The sequence below is a fragment of the Nocardioides marmotae genome, assembly GCF_013177455.1.
GTDB classification, from domain to species: domain Bacteria; phylum Actinomycetota; class Actinomycetes; order Propionibacteriales; family Nocardioidaceae; genus Nocardioides; species Nocardioides marmotae.
Genome location: NZ_CP053660.1, coordinates 2,243,967 through 2,261,382, shown reverse-complemented (window position 1 = coordinate 2,261,382; position 17,416 = coordinate 2,243,967). Strand labels below are relative to the sequence as shown.

16 protein-coding genes are annotated in these 17,416 nt (G+C 74.1%); 4 read left to right on the top strand and 12 right to left on the bottom strand.

What is annotated here, in order from left to right:
- Positions 1 to 6 precede the first annotated feature (6 nt).
- Together HPC71_RS10955 and pepN are read right to left on the bottom strand one after the other, a co-directional pair.
- Positions 7 to 825 (bottom strand): formate dehydrogenase accessory sulfurtransferase FdhD, encoded by an 819-nt coding sequence (locus HPC71_RS10955; RefSeq protein WP_154614264.1) that lies wholly within the window; start codon positions 823 to 825, stop codon positions 7 to 9.
- Positions 822 to 3,278 carry an aminopeptidase N gene (gene pepN / locus HPC71_RS10950; RefSeq protein ID WP_171896689.1) on the bottom strand — a complete coding sequence of 819 codons (2,457 nt, stop codon included), beginning with the start codon at positions 3,276 to 3,278 and terminating at the stop codon, positions 822 to 824. Before pepN ends, HPC71_RS10955 begins: the two co-directional genes overlap by 4 nt.
- Before the next feature lie 181 nt (positions 3,279 to 3,459).
- Between pepN and HPC71_RS10945 the strand changes: the two genes are divergently transcribed.
- Positions 3,460 to 5,187: a SpoIVB peptidase S55 domain-containing protein gene (locus HPC71_RS10945; protein ID WP_154614265.1), complete on the top strand. Its 1,728-nt coding sequence runs from the start codon at positions 3,460 to 3,462 to the stop codon at positions 5,185 to 5,187.
- 236 nt (positions 5,188 to 5,423) lie between these two features.
- Here the strand turns inward: HPC71_RS10945 and HPC71_RS10940 are convergent, their stop codons facing one another.
- The 4 genes from HPC71_RS10940 to HPC71_RS10925 all read right to left on the bottom strand — a co-directional run bounded on the left by HPC71_RS10940 (position 5,424) and on the right by HPC71_RS10925 (position 9,158).
- A complete protein-coding gene (locus HPC71_RS10940; protein ID WP_154614266.1) occupies positions 5,424 to 6,968 on the bottom strand; it encodes an MXAN_6640 family putative metalloprotease in 1,545 nt (514 codons plus the stop codon).
- An 85-nt stretch (positions 6,969 to 7,053) separates the two neighbouring features.
- The gene (locus tag HPC71_RS10935; protein WP_154614267.1) at positions 7,054 to 7,692 is read right to left on the bottom strand and encodes a dihydrofolate reductase family protein; all 639 of its coding nucleotides are present in this window, start codon (positions 7,690 to 7,692) and stop codon (positions 7,054 to 7,056) included.
- Positions 7,693 to 7,783: 91 nt separating this feature from the next.
- The gene (locus tag HPC71_RS10930) at positions 7,784 to 8,782 is read right to left on the bottom strand and encodes an NADP-dependent oxidoreductase (RefSeq protein ID WP_154614268.1); all 999 of its coding nucleotides are present in this window, start codon (positions 8,780 to 8,782) and stop codon (positions 7,784 to 7,786) included.
- Positions 8,783 to 8,873: 91 nt separating this feature from the next.
- A complete protein-coding gene (locus HPC71_RS10925; protein WP_154614269.1) occupies positions 8,874 to 9,158 on the bottom strand; it encodes a Fe-S cluster assembly protein HesB in 285 nt (94 codons plus the stop codon).
- A 107-nt stretch (positions 9,159 to 9,265) separates the two neighbouring features.
- On the opposite strand from HPC71_RS10925, the gene HPC71_RS10920 reads away from it, so the two are divergent.
- A complete protein-coding gene (locus tag HPC71_RS10920) occupies positions 9,266 to 10,168 on the top strand; it encodes an oxidoreductase (protein WP_253943691.1) in 903 nt (300 codons plus the stop codon).
- The gene (locus tag HPC71_RS10915; protein ID WP_154614270.1) at positions 10,165 to 10,638 is read left to right on the top strand and encodes a hypothetical protein; all 474 of its coding nucleotides are present in this window, start codon (positions 10,165 to 10,167) and stop codon (positions 10,636 to 10,638) included. Before HPC71_RS10920 ends, HPC71_RS10915 begins: the two co-directional genes overlap by 4 nt.
- On the opposite strand, the gene HPC71_RS10910 is transcribed toward HPC71_RS10915, so the two are convergent.
- Genes HPC71_RS10910 through HPC71_RS10890 form a run of 5 tightly spaced genes read right to left on the bottom strand, consistent with a single transcriptional unit; the run spans position 10,622 to position 13,951 of the window.
- Positions 10,622 to 11,347, bottom strand: coding sequence for a peptidylprolyl isomerase (locus tag HPC71_RS10910; protein WP_154614271.1), 726 nt, complete (start codon positions 11,345 to 11,347; stop codon positions 10,622 to 10,624). The two genes, HPC71_RS10915 and HPC71_RS10910, sit on opposite strands and share 17 nt — an antisense overlap.
- Positions 11,348 to 11,372: 25 nt before the next feature.
- Entirely contained in the window at positions 11,373 to 12,428 is a 1,056-nt protein-coding gene (locus HPC71_RS10905; protein ID WP_154614272.1) for an alanine racemase, read from the bottom strand.
- A 1-nt stretch (position 12,429) separates the two neighbouring features.
- Positions 12,430 to 13,275 carry an aldo/keto reductase gene (locus tag HPC71_RS10900; RefSeq protein ID WP_154614273.1) on the bottom strand — a complete coding sequence of 282 codons (846 nt, stop codon included), beginning with the start codon at positions 13,273 to 13,275 and terminating at the stop codon, positions 12,430 to 12,432.
- Positions 13,272 to 13,733: a hypothetical protein gene (locus tag HPC71_RS10895; protein WP_171896688.1), complete on the bottom strand. Its 462-nt coding sequence runs from the start codon at positions 13,731 to 13,733 to the stop codon at positions 13,272 to 13,274. Before HPC71_RS10895 ends, HPC71_RS10900 begins: the two co-directional genes overlap by 4 nt.
- The gene (locus tag HPC71_RS10890) at positions 13,730 to 13,951 is read right to left on the bottom strand and encodes a hypothetical protein (protein WP_154614274.1); all 222 of its coding nucleotides are present in this window, start codon (positions 13,949 to 13,951) and stop codon (positions 13,730 to 13,732) included. Before HPC71_RS10890 ends, HPC71_RS10895 begins: the two co-directional genes overlap by 4 nt.
- Positions 13,952 to 14,030: 79 nt before the next feature.
- Here HPC71_RS10890 and HPC71_RS10885 point away from each other — a divergent pair, with 79 nt between their 5' ends.
- Entirely contained in the window at positions 14,031 to 15,518 is a 1,488-nt protein-coding gene (locus HPC71_RS10885) for a hypothetical protein (RefSeq protein ID WP_154614275.1), read from the top strand.
- A gap of 33 nt (positions 15,519 to 15,551) precedes the next feature.
- Here HPC71_RS10885 and HPC71_RS10880 read toward each other — a convergent pair whose 3' ends face one another.
- On the bottom strand, positions 15,552 to 17,036 hold the full coding sequence (locus HPC71_RS10880) for an MFS transporter (RefSeq protein WP_154614276.1): 1,485 nt from the start codon (positions 17,034 to 17,036) through the stop codon (positions 15,552 to 15,554).
- Positions 17,037 to 17,416: the final 380 nt, after the last annotated feature.

Below are 17,416 nucleotides of genomic sequence, written 5' to 3'. Positions count from 1 at the left end.
GAGGGCTCAGGTGTAGCGCACGCAACGCCGCGCGGAGGTGAACCCGTAGAGCACGAGCCCGGCCTCCTTCGCCAGCCGCGCGGAGAGGCTGGTGGGTGCGCCGACCGCGACGAGCGCCCCGACGCCGGCGGCCAGCGCCTTCTGCACCAGCTCGAAGCCGGCCCGCCCGCTGACCACGAGCGCCGCCTCGGCCGGCGAGGCCCCGGCGAGCACGCGCGCGCCGGTCACCTTGTCGACGGCGTTGTGCCGTCCGACGTCCTCGCGCACCACCAGCGCCTCGCCGGCGGCGGTGAACAGCCCGGCCGCGTGCACCCCGCCGGTGCGCTCGAAGACGCGCTGGTGCTCGCGCAGCGCGTCCGGCAGGCGACGTACGACGTCGGGCTCGGGGAGGTCCCCGGGCCAGCGCGCGGCGGCGCTCACGGTCAGCGCCGAGGCGACCGAGTCCTTGCCGCAGACCCCGCACGCGGAGGAGCCGGAGGAGAACGTGTCGTGCCGGTGGCCGGGGTCGGCCAGCGGCGGCCCGTCGAGGGTGACGGTGACGACGTTGAACTCCTGCTCGGGGCTCAGGTCGGTGTCGGTGCAGTAGGCGACGCCGTGGACGCCGCGGGTGATGCCCTCGTGGACCAGCCAGCCGGCGGCCAGCTCGAAGTCGTGGCCCGGCGTGCGCATGGTGACCCAGACCCGCCGCGCGGCAGTCCCGGGCCAGGCCAGCCGGATCTCCAGCGGCTCCTCGGTGGCCAGCCGGTCCTCGTGGCGCCGCTCGCCGTCGGCGCGCAGCTCGTGCACGCGGGTGCGGACGGTGGGGCCGGGGCGGCGGTCCTTCATCGCGGGTGGGCCTCGGCGACCGCGAGCATCCGCGCCAGCCGGTCGGTGCAGTCGGCCAACCGGCGGCGCACCGACGCCTCGAGGGCGGGGTCGTCGAGCAGCGCGCGGGCCCGGTCGAGCGTGGACCGCTCGAGGGAGGCGAAGGGGAAGAACGCCTCGGCGGCCTGGGCCAGCACCCAGCCGCTGCGCACCGCGGCGGTGGCGGGGAGCTCGACGAAGTAGCGGTCGACGTACGGCGCGGTCAGCTCGGGCTGGGTGGGCTGCCACAGGCCCAGGCCCGCGGCCTCGAGCTCGTAGTTGGGCACGTCGACGTCGCCGGTGAACCGCGACCAGGCCCACGCCTTGGCCTCCGCGTCGGGGAGCGACGCCCGGGCCCGGGTGTGCTCGACGGTCGCGGCCGCGGTGGGGGCGGCGGCCAGCTCGGCGTCGAGCTCGGCGGCGTCGGTCGCACCGAGGACGGCGAGCCGGACCAGCACCCGCCAGCGCAGGTCCAGGTCGGCGTCGATGCCCTCGGGCGTCTCGGTCGTCCAGCGCCGGAGCAGGTCGGGGTCGGAGGCGGAGCGGATCGCCGCGCGGAACGCCGCGAGCTGCTCCTCCGAGCCCGCCTCGAGCGTGGCCAGCCGGCCGACGACCGCCTCGTGCAGCCGCTCCAGCGAGCCGGTCGGGGCGAGCGGCAGCAGGGTCTGGAAGAGCCACGGGATCGTCCGGCGGGGGACCGCCACGTGCGGGAAGTCGCCGGTGTCCTCGACCGGGAAGCGCGCCACCGCGAGGTCGACCAGCGCCGCGGGGTCGACCTGCGCGAGGTGGAGCGCGGTGCGGACGTTGTTCCAGGCGCCGGCGACCAGCGCCGGGTCCTCGACGTCGGGCAGCAGCGCGGGCAGCGCGGCGACGGTCGCGGCGTCGGGCACGGCCGCGGCCCAGGTGTCGTTGAACGGGTCGATGAGCACCGGCGCGTCGCCGGCGTCGTACGTCGTCTCCGGGCCGTCGACGGCGACCCGCTCGACCTCCCAGCGACCCTCACGGGCGACCGCGACGCGGAAGGAGTGCGCCCGGTCGGCCGGGTGGTCGGCCGGGGGCGTGCGCAGCAGCGTCCCGGCCGCGCGGTCGAGGGTGATCGTGTCCGGCCCGGCGGTGCGCAGCCACTGGTCGGTGAACCCGGCCAGGTCGCCGGCGCCGGCCTTCTCCCAGCTGGCGAACAGGTCGTGCATGGTCGCGTTGCCGAACCGGTGGGACTCCAGGTGGTCGATCACGCCGGCGAAGAACGTCTCGTCGCCGAGCCGGCCTGCGAGCTGGCGCAGCACGGTGGAGCCCTTGGCGTAGGAGATGCCGTCGAAGTCCTGGAGCGCAGAGACCGCGTCGGCCGCGCCGTTGCCGGCGACCGGGTGGGTCGAGGGGCCGAGGTCCGCTGTCAGGCCCCACTGGCGGCGCAGGTAGGAGTTGTCGACCCAGGCGTCGGCGTACTCGGTGACGTCGGCGGTGACGCGGACGCCCATGTACTCCGCGAACGACTCGTTGAGCCACAGGTCGTCCCACCAGCGCGGGGTGACGATGTTGCCGAACCACTGGTGGGCCATCTCGTGGGCGACCGTGGTGGCGCGCGACATCTTCAGCCCGCGGGTGACGCGGGTGTCGAAGATGAGCTGGTCGCGGAAGGTGACGCAGCCGGGGTTCTCCATCGCACCGGCGTTGAACTCCGGCACGAAGGCCTGGTGGTAGTCGCCGAACGGGTAGCGGATCCCGAAGAGCCGGTGGAACTCGTCGAAGCACTGCCGCGTCATCGTCAGCAGCTCCTCGGCGTCCGCCTCCAGCGCGCCCGCGAGGCTCTGCCGGGCGCTCAGGCCCAGCGGGATGCCGTCGTGCTCGTCGCGCACGAGGTGGTAGGGCCCGGCGACGACGGTGACGAAGTACGTCGACAGCGGCTGCGTCGGGCCGAGCCGCCACAACCCCGGCTCGGGGTTGGTCGCCGGCGCGTTCCCGACGACCGTCCAGTCCTCCGGCGCGCGGACGGTGAAGGTGTACGGCGCCTTGAGGTCGGGCTGGTCGAAGCAGGCGTAGACGCTGGGCGCGGCGTCCATGAACGACATGCCGTAGACGTAGTGCCGGCCGTCCGCGGGGTCGACGCTGCGGTGCAGCCCCTCGCCGTCGTTGCGGAAGCGCATCGTGGCCTCGACGACCAGCTCGTTGGGACCCGACGCGGTCTCCAGGGGGAGCCGGCCGCGGTCGAGGGTGTCGGGGTCGAGCGTGCGGCCGTTGAGCACCAGGCGGTGCACGTCCACGGGCTTGAGGTCGACGAACGTCGGCCCGCCGAGGGAGTCGAAGTGGATCGTCGTGGTCGAGCCGAAGGTCGCCTCGTCCGCGGCCAGGTCCAGGCTGACGTCGTACGACTCGACGGTGAGGAGGGCCGCGCGGGCCTCGGCCTCGGTGCGCTGCAGGCTGCGGAAGGGGGTGCTCACGCCGCCACCCTACGGAGGGCCGCGGAGTCGTCGGGGCTCGCCGGGCATGTTCGGCGGCGGGCCGTCGTGACCGGAAAAGTCACCGCGTGTCCCGGCCGAGGCAACCAAACGTGTCGGCGCCGCGTCGTAAGTTGCAGCGAGCGTGATCACGCTCCGACGTCCGGGACGAAAGAAGACCCTCATGACCACCACTCGACGCCGGGGCACGGCCCTGGTCACCCTCACCGCCACGACGGGACTGCTCCTCGGGACAGCATCCCTCGGCGCCGGTCCGGCCACCTCGGCCGAGCCGGCAGGCGACTGCGCCACTCCGTTCCCGGTCTCCGAGCTCGCCGAGGGTGACGCGGTCACCGGGCTGACGGTCACGAAGGGCACCACGCCCGAGTCGTTCGCCGGCGAGGTCATCGGGGTCTACGAGGACGGCATCGGCCCGGACCTCGACATGATCATGGTCGAGGTCGACATGCCCGCCGTCGCGAAGGCCGGGATCTGGCAGGGCATGTCGGGCTCGCCGGTGTACGCCGCCGACGGCCGCCTCATCGGCGCGATCGCCTACGGCCTCTCCTACGGCCCCTCGCCGGTCGCCGGCATCACGCCGTTCGAGGACATGGACGACTACCTCGACGAGCCGTTCGAGCCGCCGGCCCGGGTCAAGGTCGGCAAGGGTCTCGCTGCCCGGATCGCCGCCGCCACCGACGTCACCCGTGCCCAGGCCTCCCAGGGCCTGCGCCAGCTGCCGATGCCGGTGGGCGTCTCCGGGATCAGCCAGCAGCGCATCGACGGCGCCGAGAAGCGGCCCTACCTGCGCCGCGGCGCCACGGCGAGCGCCGGCGGCACCTCCGCCGCCGCTGCCGGGCCCGAGACGCTCGTGGCCGGCGGCAACATGGCCGCCTCGCTGTCCTACGGCGACGTGACCCAGGCCGGCGTCGGCACCGTCACCTCGGTCTGCAACGGCCGCATCGTGGGCTTCGGCCACCCGATGTCCTTCGAGGGCGAGACGACGCTGAGCCTGCACCCGGCCTCGGTGCTCTACATCCAGGAGGACCCGGTCTCCCCGGCCTTCAAGGTCTCCAACCTCGGCGCCCCGACCGGCACGATCTCCGAGGACCACCTCACCGGGATCACCGGCTTCCTCGGCGCCGTGCCGCGCGCGACCACGATCAGCAACACCGCGACGTACGACGGCCGCACCCGCACCGGCACGACCAAGAACACCGTCGACACCGCCGCGGCGAGCACGACCTTCTACCAGATCGTCGCCAACCACGACCGCGTCCTCGACGCGATGATGCCCGGCTCGGAGACGATGGCCTGGTCGATCACGGGCACCGACACCGACGGCTCGCCCTTCGAGCTGCGCTTCGAGGACCGCTACGCCTCGGACTACGACCTCACCTACGAGGTCGGCTACGAGCTGTCCGACCTGGTCTACGCGCTGACCCGGATCACCGGCGTGACCCTCGACAGCGTCACCAGCGAGTCGGTCATCAGCGACGACAGCACCAGCTACCGGGTCCGCGGCGTCCAGCAGAAGCGCGGCTCGAGGTGGGTCCCCCTCGGCAAGGGCGAGGTCGCCCGTGCCAAGGCCGGCAAGACGCTCGTCCTGCGTGCCGTCCTCGCCGGGCCCGAGGGCCTGAGCTACGTCCCGGCGTCGATGAAGGTCCCGGCCTCGGCCAAGGGCATGAAGGGCCGGCTCTCGCTCACCGGCGGCGGCTGGATGTACAGCGGCGGCAACATCAACTCCGTCACCAAGGCGAAGAAGGTCGTCGACGCGATGATCCGCAACGACGAGGTCGAGCTCAGCCTGTCGCTCTCGAAGAAGCGCAAGAACGTCGAGCGGACCAAGGTCGTCGGCCCCGCCGACCGCGTGGTCTTCGGCTCCAAGCGGGTCCGGGTCGTCGTGAAGTGACGACCTGACCGACGCGCGTCACCCACGCGCAGCGGCACGGCACCGACGGGCCGGGAGCACCAGCTCCCGGCCCGTCGGTGTGTCTCGGGGTGGTCGGTCCCGGCGTCCGCCGGGCGGGGCCGAGCTGGCTTGTAACGGACCGTTCGCCGCTCTTCCTGCACGCTGCAACGTGCATCAAGAGCGGCGAACAGTGCGTTACATGGAGCGCCGGGCCCACCAGCCGCGCGGCGTACGGCTCAGCCGACGGCCTGGTAGCGGACCTCCGCGGTCATGGCGTCGGCGACGCCGCCGTTGGCGAGGGTGACCTCGACGCGGGAGACCGTGCCGGCGGCGAACGGCACGGTGACGTCGCCCTTGCCCTGCTTGTTGGTGGCGACGTACGTCGTCGTGGTGGCGCCGCCGGCGCGGTGCACCGTGACCGCGGCGCGGCCGGCCGTGGCGTCACCGAGGTCGACCCGGACCTTGAGGTTGCGGCTGCCGGCGAACGGCACGACCGAGCCGGTCGCGCTGGTGAGGTGGTCCAGCACGGCGGTGCGAGTCGCGTGCGGGGCGTTCCGGGCGAGGGTGGCCGCGGCGAGCGTGTCGGGCGCGGTCGGGTAGCGCTGCTCGACGGCCTCCTCGTAGACGTCCCAGGGGTGCTGGTTGGCGTCGGCGAAGGCGACGTACTCCTGCGGCGTGGAGGTGCCGCGCGCCCGCAGCACCTTCTCCAGCGCCTGGAGCGAGGAGGTCGGGTTCGGGCGGCGGGTGGTGTCGAGCGCCTCCCAGACCTCGCGGACGAGGTTCGGCACGCCGGCGGTCTCGTCGGGGTGCTGCTCGGTGAGGTAGCGCCAGAAGATCCAGTTGCCGTAGGCGGTGAAGTCGAAGGTGTCCAGCGGCGTCGCCGGGCCGGCGAGCGGGTAGCCCGACGCCGCGGGGTCGCCCAGCTGGCCGTAGCCGAGGAAGCTCGCGTTGTCGTTGACCGCGTCGTAGAGCTCGTCCTCCATCGCGGTCGCGGTCGACTCCATCAGCCAGCCGTCGTCCTCGGCGTCGTACGCGAACTGGACGGCGTGGAAGTACTCGTGGGCGACCGTGATCCGCAGCAGCGAGGTCGGGTCGAGCCACGGCGAGCTCGCGTAGTCGTTGTCGAAGCCGCAGTAGGCGTACCAGGCGGAGCCGACGACGGGTCCGTCGGCGTCGGAGCGGCAGAAGCCGAGCGCGCCGTAGGCGTCGATGTCGCCGAGGTAGAAGTCGGTGCGGGTGTCGCCCTCCTGGCCCGCGTCGGGCAGCGGGGCGCGGAAGCCGGCCGCGGCGTAGACCCCGGCGACGTGGCGGATCGTCTCGAAGGCGGTCGCGGCGAACGCCGGCGTGGTGGCGTGCTCGCCCTCCTCGACCCAGTGCAGGCAGAAGGTGGCCGTGCACTGCGTCCGGAGGTCGGCGTCCGCGCCGTAGTAGATGTCGCGCGGGTCGCTCGGGTCGTCCGGCGGCGTCGTCGGCCGCAGCAGCAGGCTCTCGGCATCGGCGCGGTCCTGGCCGCGCAGGGTGTCCTTGGCGAGGAGCAGGTCGCGCAGGACCAGGGTCAGGTTGCGCCCCTCGGTGGCGCTCGCGCCGGCGGTGCCGGTCACGGCAGCCTCGGCCTCGGCGAGGGCGGCCTTCGCGGCCGTCCCGGCCTTTGCGGCGGCAGACGTCTGGGACGCGGGCCCGGGGCCGGCGGTCGCGGGCGAGGCGAGGGCGGCGCCGAGGGAGGCGGTGACGGTCAGGGCGAGACCGGCGGCGAGGAGGCCGGTCGTGGGGCGCTTGCGCAATGGTTTCTCCTGGTCAGGGGGCCCGCGCATTGTCCCGTCCGGGCCCGCCCGCGTCCCCGGAACGACCCACCCCGCCGGCGACGTCTCAGCGGGTGAACGTCAGGTGGGTGACGCCGCTGGGGGAGGCGACGACCTCGACGTCGTACTGCGCCTCGAGACCCTCCAGACCGTCCCACAGCCGTACGCCGCGCCCCAGCAGGATCGGCACCTGGACCAGGTGCAGGTGGTCGACCAGTCCCGCGGCCAGGAAGTCCCGCACCATCGTCGGCCCGCCGCCGATGCGGACGTCCTGCCCGCCGGCCGCCTCCTGCGCGACCGCCAGCGCCTCGGCGGGCGGGGCGTCGAGGAAGTGGAACGTCGTGCCGCCGGCCATCTCCAGCGACGGGCGTGGCCGGTGGGTCAGGACGTACGTCGGCGTGTGGAACGGCGGGTCGTCGCCCCACCAGCCGCGCCACTCCGGGTCGTCCTGCCAGCCGGGCGGGCCGAACTTGCCCGCGCCCATCACCTCCGCGCCGATGCCCGGCCCGTGCTGCTCGGCGAACGAGCCGTCCACCCCGGTCGTCCCGCCGTCCCCACCGGTCATGTCCGCCCAGAACCGGGTGGCGGTCATCCAGGTGTGCAACCGGTGGGCGGCGTGCCCGAACGGCGCCTCCAGGCTCAGCCCGTCGCCGGTGCCGAACCCGTCGAGGGAGATCGAGAAGTTGTGGACCCGGGCGCGTGACATGGCGGCTCCTCCGATGGGCGGGTACGGCCTCGCCCGGGTGGACCCGCCGGCCCGCCCGTTCTCATCGGCCGCCCGTTCTCATCGCCCGACGTCAGAGGCGGACGAGCATCTTGCCGGTGTTCGCGCCCTGGTGGAGGCCGAGGAACGCCTCGACGGTGCTGTCGAGGCCCTCGGTGAAGGTCTCGCGGTGCTTCAGCCGGCCCTCGGCGAGCCAGGCGCCGGCGCGGCTGTAGAACTCCTTGGCGGCGTCGCCGTGGTCGGTGACGATGAAGCCGCGCAGGGTGATCCGCTTCTGCACGACCATGAACATGTTGCGCGGCCCGGGCGTCGGCTCGGTGTCGTTGTAGGAGGCGATCGCACCGCACGCGGCGATCCGCCCGAAGTCGGCCATCCGTTGGATGGCGGCCTCGAGGTGCTCGCCGCCCACGTTGTCGAAGTAGACGTCGACCGGGCCGTGCTCCTTCAGCTGCGCCGCGACCGGGCCCTCGCGGTAGTTGAACGCCGCGTCGAAGCCGAGCTCCTCGGTCAGCCAGCGCACCTTCTCCGGCGAGCCCGCCGAGCCGATCACCTTCGCGGCGCCGAGCTCGCGCGCCACCTGGCCGGCGATCGAGCCGACCGCGCCGGCGGCGCCGGAGACGAAGACCGTGTCGCCCTCCTGGACCGGCGCGATGCGGGTGAGCCCGACGTACGCCGTCAGGCCGGGCATGCCGAGCACGCCGAGGTAGGCGCTGGCCGGCGCCCGGGAGACGTCGACCTTGCGGACCTGGCCGGCCGGGAGCAGGGCGTGCTCGCGCCAGCCGGCCTGGTGGAGCACGGTGTCGCCGGGGGAGAGGCGCTCGTCGCCGGAGGCGACCACCTCGCCGACCGCTCCGCCCTCGAGCGGGGCGTCGAGCGCGAAGGGCGGGACGTAGGACTTCGTGCCGTTCATCCGGCCGCGCATGTAGGGGTCGACCGAGAGGACGGTGTTGCGGACGAGCACCTCGCCCGGGCCGGGGTCGGGGAGCTCGGTGGTCACGGTGCGGAAGTTCTCGGGCACCGGCCAGCCGGTGGGTCGGGAGGCGAGGTGGATCTCTCGGGTCGTCGTGGGCATGGGCCGATCCTGCCAACCGGCTGGGCGCCCGGGACGCCGAAGGGCCCCGACCGCGTGGCGGTCGGGGCCCTTCGAGTGGAGCCGGAGGCGCTCAGGGCTGGATGCCGAGCGCGAACTCCACCTTCCCGCTGGGGTCGACGGCGGCGTCGAGGACCTTGTCGTCGAGCATCAGCGCCGCGGCCTCGTCGAGGTAGATCGTGGCCCCCGACTGCTGGACCACCTGGTCCCCGGGCTCGGCCGCCTCGGCGGGCGCGACCGCGAAGGTCGGCTCGCTCGCGCTCTCGGAGGTGATGCGCAGGCCGGCCGTGTCCGGCAGCCCGGGCTGGGTGGAGATGTCCTTCACGATGGTGCTGGCGTTCTCGGTGAGGGTGAGCATCGGCTCGCCTCCTCCAGATCGTGTGCAGGTCCCGACCCACCGTTCCCGAGACGCCGCGGTGGCACAAGTCGAGGCGCAGGCCGGCGTGTCGTGGCAGGCTGCCGCCCGTGCCGAAGCTGCCCGTCCTCCGCCGGTCCTCCGTGCCCCGGTGGCGCGACGTCCCGCCCCAGCACGGCCGCCGGTTCGTGGTCACCGGCGCCAGCAGCGGCATCGGGCTGGAGGCCTCCCGCGCGCTCGCCGGCGCCGGCGCCGAGGTCGTGCTCGCCGTCCGCGACCGGGCCAAGGGGGAGCGGGTCGCCGCCGACCTGCCCGGCCGTGTCGAGGTGCGCGTGCTCGACGTCGCCGACCTGACCTCGGTGCGTGCCTTCGCCGACGGCCTGGACCGGGTCGATGTGCTGGTCAACAACGCCGGGGTCCTGGGCGTGCCGTTCAGCCGCACCGCCGACGGGTTCGAGACGACGCTGGCGACCAACCACCTCGGCCACTTCGCGCTGACCAACCTGCTGCTCCCGCGGCTCACCGACCGGGTCGTCGTCACCGGCTCCCGCGCCCACCTGCACGGCGAGCTCGACCTCGACGACCTCGGCTGGGAGCGGCGCGCTTACCGCCCCTACGCGGCGTACGCCGCCTCGAAGCTGGCGAACCTGCTCTTCCTCGCCGAGCTCCAGCGGCGGCTCACCGCCGCCGGCTCCACCCTCCGGGCCACCGGCGCACACCCCGGCTCGACGGCCACCGCGATCACCGCGAGCTCCGGCAACGCCGTCTTCGCCTGGGTGGGCTCCTGGGGCCACCGGCTCGCCGGCATGGCGCCCTGGCAGGGCGCGCTGCCCACGCTGTACGCCGCCACGATGGACGTGCCGGGCAACACCTACGTCGGGCCGCACGGACCCGGCGAGATGCAGGGCTGGCCGACCACCGCGCGGCGTGCGCCCGCGGCCCTGGACCCCGAGCTGGCCCGCCGGCTCTGGGAGTGCTCCGAGCAGCTCACCGGCGTGCGGTTCCCGCTGTGACCGCGCGCCGGGGCCCGGGGCCGGAGCAGCCGGTGCGGTGGTGGGCGTGGTTCTTCCCGCTCGTCGCGGCCGCCTGCGCCTGGCCGGTGGTCGTCGACGCGATGTTCGGCGACCTGCCGGACCGCACCGCGGGCGCCTGGGCCCTCTGGTCGGTCGCGGTGGTCGCCGTCGCGGCCTGCGGGACCGGTCTGCTGTGGGGCGCGACTCGCCGCCGGACCGCGGGCGCCCGGGAGCCGTGGCTGGTCGTCCACCCGGTGTTCTGGGCGGTGTCGCTGGGCGGCCTGGGCCCGGGGCTCACCGGCGCCGTGCTCGACCGGACCTGGCCCGGGGGCGGCCCGGCCCGGACGGCGCTCTGGCTCGGCGGGCTGCTCGTGATCGCCGTGGCCGGCACGATCGTCCTCGAGCTGGCCGCGCGGCGCCGCCGGCGTACGTCCGGGCGGGCAGCGCCCTGGGTCAGTCGTCGATCGTGACCGACTCGATGTCGACGGCGACCTTCGGCTGGCCGTCGGGTCCGCCGTCGGTGGTGCCCTCGGCGGCGGCCTCCTGCACGGCCTTCAGGCCGGCCTCGTCGATGCTGCCGAAGACGGTGTACTCCGGCGGGAGCGGCGTGTCGCCGTACACGATGAAGAACTGCGAGCCGCCCGAGTCGGGCGCCGGCGTCTTGGCCATCGCCAGGGTGCCGGCGGGGTACGTCGTGTCCGGGGTGACCTCGTCCTCGATGGTGTAGCCGGGTCCGCCCGTGCCGGTGCCGGTCGGGTCGCCGCACTGGAGCACCTCGATGCCGGTGTCGGCGGTGGTCAGCCGGTGGCAGGTGGTGTCGTCGAAGTAGCCCTGCTCGGCGAGGGAGACGAAGCTGTTGACGGTGCACGGCGAGGCCTTGGCGTCCAGCGAGATGCCGATGTCGCCGATGGTGGTGGCCATGCTGCCCTCGATGGTGCCCTTGACAGCCGCCGGGTTGGGCGGCAGCTCGACGTCCTTGGCAGCGGGCTGGCCGTCCTGGGGGTAGACGCAGGTCGGGCCGCTCGCCCCCTCCGCCGACGGCGTCGCCTTCTCCGAGCCCGACGAGGCGGACGCGGCGGGGCTGTCGCCCGCGTCGGGCGAGCTCTCGTCGTCGCCGCACGAGGCGAGGAGGGAGACGGCGGCCAGGGTGGCCAGGGCGGCGAGCGGGCGCTTGAGCATGGGCTCGATGGTAGGCGCCACCACCTCAGCAGTTGAGGCCGCGGGCGGCCACCGGCCACGGCCGCAGCCCGCCGGCCTCCTCGACCCACAGGTCGTCGACGAGGTTGACGGAGGTGCACACGTGGTTCGGCACGACGTCGACCTGCGAGCCGAGGCGGGGGAGCGGGGCACCGCCCAGGTCGACGACGGCACGGTTCTCCGCGACCAGGACGACGCGGGCGTCGGGGTACGCCGGCAGCCGGCCGTGCCCGGTGGCCCAGGGAGCCCGGTCGGCGCCGAGCAGCTTGCTCCCGGCGTCCAGCACGGCGCGACCGCCGCTGTGGCTGACCACGGTGGTCCGGCAGCACAGGGCGACCCGGTCCGGGGGGACCGTGCCGAGCTCCCACTGCTGGGCGTCGTTGAAGACGTAGACGCCCGGGCGCAGCTCGGTGACCACCGAGGTGTCGGTGTGCTGGAACGTCGGGGTCGACCCGCCGCTGACCACGCGCACCTCGACGCCGGCGGCCTCCAGCGAGGCGCGTGCCGCGGCCAGCGCGGCGGCCTCGTCGCGGGCCGCCTGCTCCACCGCACCGGGGGCGTAGGAGTGGCCGGGGAAGGTGAACACCCCGCGCACCTCGAGCCCCGCGCGGACCGCGGTGGTGGCGACCTCGCTGGCCTCCTCGGGCCGCACGCCGGTGCGGTGCTGGCCGCTGTCGACCTCGACCAGCACCTCGACGGGGGTCCGGCCGAGCAGGCGCCCGGCGTTGGCGGCACCCGCGGCGGAGTCGACGGCGAAGGCCACCGTCGCCTTCTCGGCGAGCTCGCGGACCCGCGCAGCCGCGCGCTCATCGAGCCAGAGCGGGGAGGCGATGAAGACGTCCTCGCAGCCGTGCCGGGCGAACAGCTCGGCCTCCCCGATGGTCGCGACGGTGACGCCGCTCGCGCCGTGGGCGAGCTGGAGCCGGGCGATCTCGGGGCTCTTGTGGGTCTTGACGTGTGGGCGCAGCGCGACCTGGCGGGCCGCGGCGAACTCGGCGGCCACCCGCACGTTGCGCCGCAGCCGGTCGAGGTCGACGCACAGGAAGGGGGTCACCGCCGGCATGTCACATCTCCTCGTGGGTCTCCGGGTCGCCGTCGAAGAGCCGCCCGTCGGGCCGGGAGAGCCCGGTGATCGCCGCGACCTCCTCCTCGGACAGCTCGAACCCGAAGACGTCGAGGTTCTGCCGCTGGCGCTCGGGCGTGGCCGACTTCGGGATCGGGACGTTGCCGAGCTGGAGCTGCCAGCGCAGCACCACCTGGCCCGGCGTCACGCCGTGCCGCTCGGCGGCGGCCACGACCGGCGCCTCGCCGAACGGCGCCCGCCGCTTGCCCAGCGGGCTCCACGCCTCGGTCACGACGCCGAGGCGGTCGTGGACGGCGCGCAGCTCGACCTGGGGGAACCACGGGTGCAGCTCGACCTGGTTGACCACCGGCACCACGCCGGTCGCCTCGACCACCCGGGAGAGGTGCTCCTCGGTGAAGTTCGAGACCCCGACGGAGCCGACGAGCCCCTCGGCGCGCAGGTCGACCAGCGCGCGGTAGGCCTCGACGTACCTCCCGACGCGGGGGTTGGGCCAGTGGATGAGGTGCAGGTCGATCCGGTCCAGCCCGAGGGCTTCCAGCGAGCCGCGCACGCTGGCGACCGCGTCGTCGTACGCATGGGCCCGGCCGGGCAGCTTGGTGGTCACCACCAGCTCCTCGCGCGGCACGCCGGAGCGGCGGATCGCCTCGCCGACCTCGCGCTCGTTGCCGTAGTTCACCGCGGTGTCGATCAGCCGGTAACCGGCCTCGATCGCCGACCGCACCGCGGTCACGCACTCCTCGCCCTTGAGCGGGTAGGTGCCGAAGCCGATGGCGGGGAGGGTGGAGCCGTCGAGCAGGCGGCGCTCCCGCGGTACGGCGCCGGTCATTTGTCGGGAGGGGTCTCGGCCGGGGTGGCCTCGTGGTGGGTCGCGCCGTGGGTGCGGCGCTCCTCCTTCATCTCCGCCTCGTAGAGGTGGCGGCGGCCGCCGACGAGCGTCTCGCGGGCCTCCCGCTCGACGTCCTTGAACGCCGAGTAGTAGGTGTCGTCGTAGGCCTCGACGATCTGGAAGGTCCAGCGACCCTCGATGACGTTGCGCCCGACGATCTCGGTGCGGACCTTCTCGGCGAGCTCGGTGTGCCCGGCCTTCTCCAGCAGCTCCACCGCGTCACCGGCGGTGAGGTCGGCGGTGCCGCTCATCCGGTGGAAGTTGTAGAGGAAGCCCCGGGCGGCCTCGACCGCCTCGAGGGCCTCCGACAGCTTGCCCAGCGCCTCGACGGTGGCGTCGGTGACGCCCTCGGGCCGGGTGTGGCGCTCGTCCGGGCCGCCGGCCGGGCCGCCGGTCACGACAGGACGCTCGCGGCGTCCACCGCGCCGTGCCGGGACTCGATGGCGTCGGCGAGCTTGGCGATCTCGTCGGCGGACAGGCTGATGCCGACCTCGTCGGCGCCCTTGCGCAGCTCCTCGGCGACGGTGCCCTCGGTGGCGCCGTCCTGCCAGGAGGAGACCCGGTCGACGATGATCTGGACGGCTTCGTTCTTCTCGTTCGCGTTCGGCTCGGTCATGCGCGACCTGTACCCACCTCGCGCACGCACACGTCGGCCCCCGCGTTTGTCTCCGGACGCCGCCGGGAAGCACCCCCACATGGCCGACCGCTTCCTCCGCCGCCCCCTCCGCCGCTCCCTCCGCCGCGCACCAGCCGGGCTCCTCGCCGCTGTCCTGGCGCTCGCCACGCTGTCCGCCTGCTCCGGCGGCGACGGGTCGGACGACCCCGAGACCGGCGGGACGTCGGCGTCTCCGTCGGCGTCTCCGTCGGCGTCCGGCGGGGCGTCGGGGGAGGGGACGGAGGCCGAGGAGGTCGCCGCGGCCGAGCCGGTCCTGCTGGGTGACCAGCCGCTCATCCAGCCCTGCCGCCTGGTCGACCTCGACGCCGTGGAGCAGCAGTTCGGGCCCATGCCGAAGCAGGGAGTCGTCGAGCAGCACTACCCGACCGCCTCGGTCACCGGCGCGGCCTGGGAGCAGGCCTCCGTGAACGACAGCGTCGAGGCCTCCTGCAGCTACAGCTGGGGCGACGGCCACTCGCTGCGGGTGCGGGTCGACCACTACGAGTCCGAGGAGCGGGCCAAGGCCCAGTGGGCGGCGATCGCCTACCTCGGCACCGGGGCGGAGAGCCGGGAGCTGGCCGGGCTGGACTTCCCCGCGTGGCTCGAGTGGGTCAAGGACCTGCAGAAGGAGCTCGAGGCCGACACAGGCGGCGAGCCCGTCGCCGGCGCGAAGCACCTGCTCCACGTCCCGGGCCGCCAGCACTGGGTGACGTGGCGGGACAACGCGCTGATCACCCTGTCGTGGAGCCGACCGGTCGACGTGTTCCGCGACGAGCCGCTGAGCCCGCAGGAGTACCGGTTCCAGGCGCCCCGCATGAAGGCCCTGACCCAGGTGGCGCGCACCGCCGACGTCACCGACCAGACCCCGCTGCCCGTGCAGCTGGCCAACGAGGAGACGTTCGAGGGCACGCCCTACCTCGAGCCCTGCGCCCTGGCCGACGACGAGGTCGTCACCACGCTCGTGCAGTGGGAGCCGACGGTGGAGGTGCGGTCGTACTCGACCGAGCGCGACGTACGCCGCCGGGCCCGGCAGGGCGGCGACGCGCCGTTCTACCGCAGCCCGGGCGCGTCCTGCGAGCGTGAGGCGGAGGGCGGGCCCACGAACATCAAGACCCGCAGCGTCGAGGTGGAGGTGCGCTACGCCGCTGATGCGAGGAGGACCCAGAAGCTGATCGGCGAGTGGGCGGTCGACAACTTCTACAACGAGGAGTACGAGAAGAAGTACGGCCTGCAGGACCTGGTCGCCTTCCGGATGGCGACCCCCCGGGCCAGCGACGCCGACTGGCTCTACATCCTCGACACCAAGGAGGTCTCCAGCACGCGGGTGGTCAAGGCGTACGCCGCGGTCGGGCCCTACGTCGTCCGGCTCGTCGCCGACCGGGGCCTGGCGGGCGGCGACCTCCGTCAGGTCGACGCCGACAGCTACGTCGACGCCGTCGACCTCGTCGCCGCCCGCATCCGCGAGCTCACCGACGACTGCGGCGGGGACTGCCCTGTCGCCGGCCCCGCCACCGCCCCCGCTGGGTGAGCCACCTCGGGCTCGACCGGCGGGGTGCGTGGGTCAGCCGGCGGTGAGGCCGGCGCCGACGGGCTCGGAGCCAGGGGTGGCGTCGACGGCCTTGCGCTTGGGGATGAGAGCGGCGATCGCGACGCCGGCGAACGCAGCGATCGCGCCGACGAGGAAGCAGAGCTGGAAGGCGCCCTCGGTCGGGATCTCGAAGCCGTTGCCGGCCGGCATGGTGTTGCTGGTCAGCAGGGTGCCCATGACGGCCGCGGAGACGGTGGTGCCGACCGAGCGCATCAGCGCGTTCAGGCCGACCGCGGCGCCGGCCTCGCGCGGCGGGACCGCGTCGAGGATGAGCGTCGGCATCGCGGCGTACCCGATGCCGACGCCGGCGGAGAGGATGCAGGAGACGAGCAGCAGCTGCCAGGGGGCGTCCATCAGGACGTACGCCACCAGGTAGCCGCCCCCGAGCACCGCGGCGCCGATCATCAGGGTGACGCGGGCGCCGATGGTGGAGATGAGCCGCCCGGAGACCGGCGCGAAGAGCATCATCACCAGGCCGCCGGGGGCCATCCAGAGGCCGGCGGCGAGGATCGACTGGCCCAGCCCGTAGCCGGTGGCCTCGGGGAGCTGGAGCAGCTGGGGCACGACGATGGCCTGCGCCATCATCCCGAAGCCGACCGCGACGGCGGCGAGGTTGGTCATCAGCACCGGCAGCTTGGCGGTGGCGCGCAGGTCGACCAGCGGCTCGGCCTGGCGCAGCTCGAAGGCGCCCCAGACGAGCAGCACGAGGACGCCGGCGGCGATCGCGCCGAGGGTCCGGGCGTCGGCCCAGCCCCAGGTGGTGGCCTTGGAGACCCCGACGAGCAGGGAGACCAGGCCGACCGCGAGGCCGAGCGCGCCGACGAGGTCGAAGTGGCCCTTGCCGCCGTCGTGGACGTGGGGGATCGCGACGGCGGTCAGCACCATCACGCCCGCGGCGAGGCCGGTCGAGACCCAGAACAGCGCGTGCCAGTCGCCGACCTCGACGATCCACGCCGAGAGCGGCAGGCCGATCGCGCCTCCGACGCCGAGGGTCGCGCTCATCGCGGCGACGGCGCCGCCGGCCAGGTGCGGCGGCACGATCTGGCGAATCATCGAGATGCCGACCGGGATGAAGCCCATCGCCAGGCCCTGGAGCGCCCGGCCCGCGAGGACCGGCACCAGCGTCGACGACATCGCCACGAGCGCGGAGCCGACGAGCAGGATCGCCGAGGTCGCCACCATCACCCGCTTCTTGCCGAAGAGGTCGGCCAGGCGACCGGCGAGCGGCATCGACACCGCGCCGGCCAGCAGGGTCACGGTGACCACCCAGGCGGCGTTCGCGGCCGAGGTGTCGAGCAGGCGCGGCAGGTCGCTCTGGATCGGGATGACCAGCGTCTGGGTCAGCGCGGCGGTGAGGCCGCCGATGCACAGGACGGCGATCGCGAGACGCGGGTTCGGCGTCCGTGGGGCCGCGGGTGCGGTGGGGCTCGGCACAGGTGAGTCCTTGTCGATCGGCATGAGGGTCACACCGTAGAGATGATTGCCTCAGGCAACCAACCGCGGCGCGTGTGACGTGGGCGACTCCCCGCCCGGTCGGCGCTCGCCCGCGGTGCGCGGCGGCTCGGCGGCTCGGCGGGGCGCAAGGTTCATCGGCCGGCCGATAAACCTGCCGGTGGGCCGATGGAACTTCAGCGTCCAACCGGGAGTTTCGTCGGCCGGCCGATGAACCTTCCGGCGCGCCGCCCAGATGCACCACATCTCAGGGGAGTCCTGCACATGTCGGGGCAGATCTGTCGCGGTAAGTGCAGGGGTCACCGGTGAACCGGGGACCCCGACAGGCGCCCGGCGGCCCGACACCCCGACGCACCACCGCCCCGGCGCCGAGGTACGACGCCGGG

Coding starts and splice junctions, on each gene's coding strand:
- HPC71_RS10905 (WP_154614272.1), bottom strand. CDS start 12,428: ATGCCGGCGGTGACCCCCTTCCTGTGCGTCGACCTCGACCGGCTGCGG.
- HPC71_RS10910 (WP_154614271.1), bottom strand. CDS start 11,347: ATGCTCAAGCGCCCGCTCGCCGCCCTGGCCACCCTGGCCGCCGTCTCC.
- HPC71_RS10880 (WP_154614276.1), bottom strand. CDS start 17,036: ATGCCGATCGACAAGGACTCACCTGTGCCGAGCCCCACCGCACCCGCG.
- HPC71_RS10925 (WP_154614269.1), bottom strand. CDS start 9,158: ATGCTCACCCTCACCGAGAACGCCAGCACCATCGTGAAGGACATCTCC.
- HPC71_RS10955 (WP_154614264.1), bottom strand. CDS start 825: ATGAAGGACCGCCGCCCCGGCCCCACCGTCCGCACCCGCGTGCACGAG.
- HPC71_RS10885 (WP_154614275.1), top strand. CDS start 14,031: ATGGCCGACCGCTTCCTCCGCCGCCCCCTCCGCCGCTCCCTCCGCCGC.
- HPC71_RS10900 (WP_154614273.1), bottom strand. CDS start 13,275: ATGACCGGCGCCGTACCGCGGGAGCGCCGCCTGCTCGACGGCTCCACC.
- HPC71_RS10930 (WP_154614268.1), bottom strand. CDS start 8,782: ATGCCCACGACGACCCGAGAGATCCACCTCGCCTCCCGACCCACCGGC.
- HPC71_RS10945 (WP_154614265.1), top strand. CDS start 3,460: ATGACCACCACTCGACGCCGGGGCACGGCCCTGGTCACCCTCACCGCC.
- HPC71_RS10935 (WP_154614267.1), bottom strand. CDS start 7,692: ATGTCACGCGCCCGGGTCCACAACTTCTCGATCTCCCTCGACGGGTTC.
- HPC71_RS10890 (WP_154614274.1), bottom strand. CDS start 13,951: ATGACCGAGCCGAACGCGAACGAGAAGAACGAAGCCGTCCAGATCATC.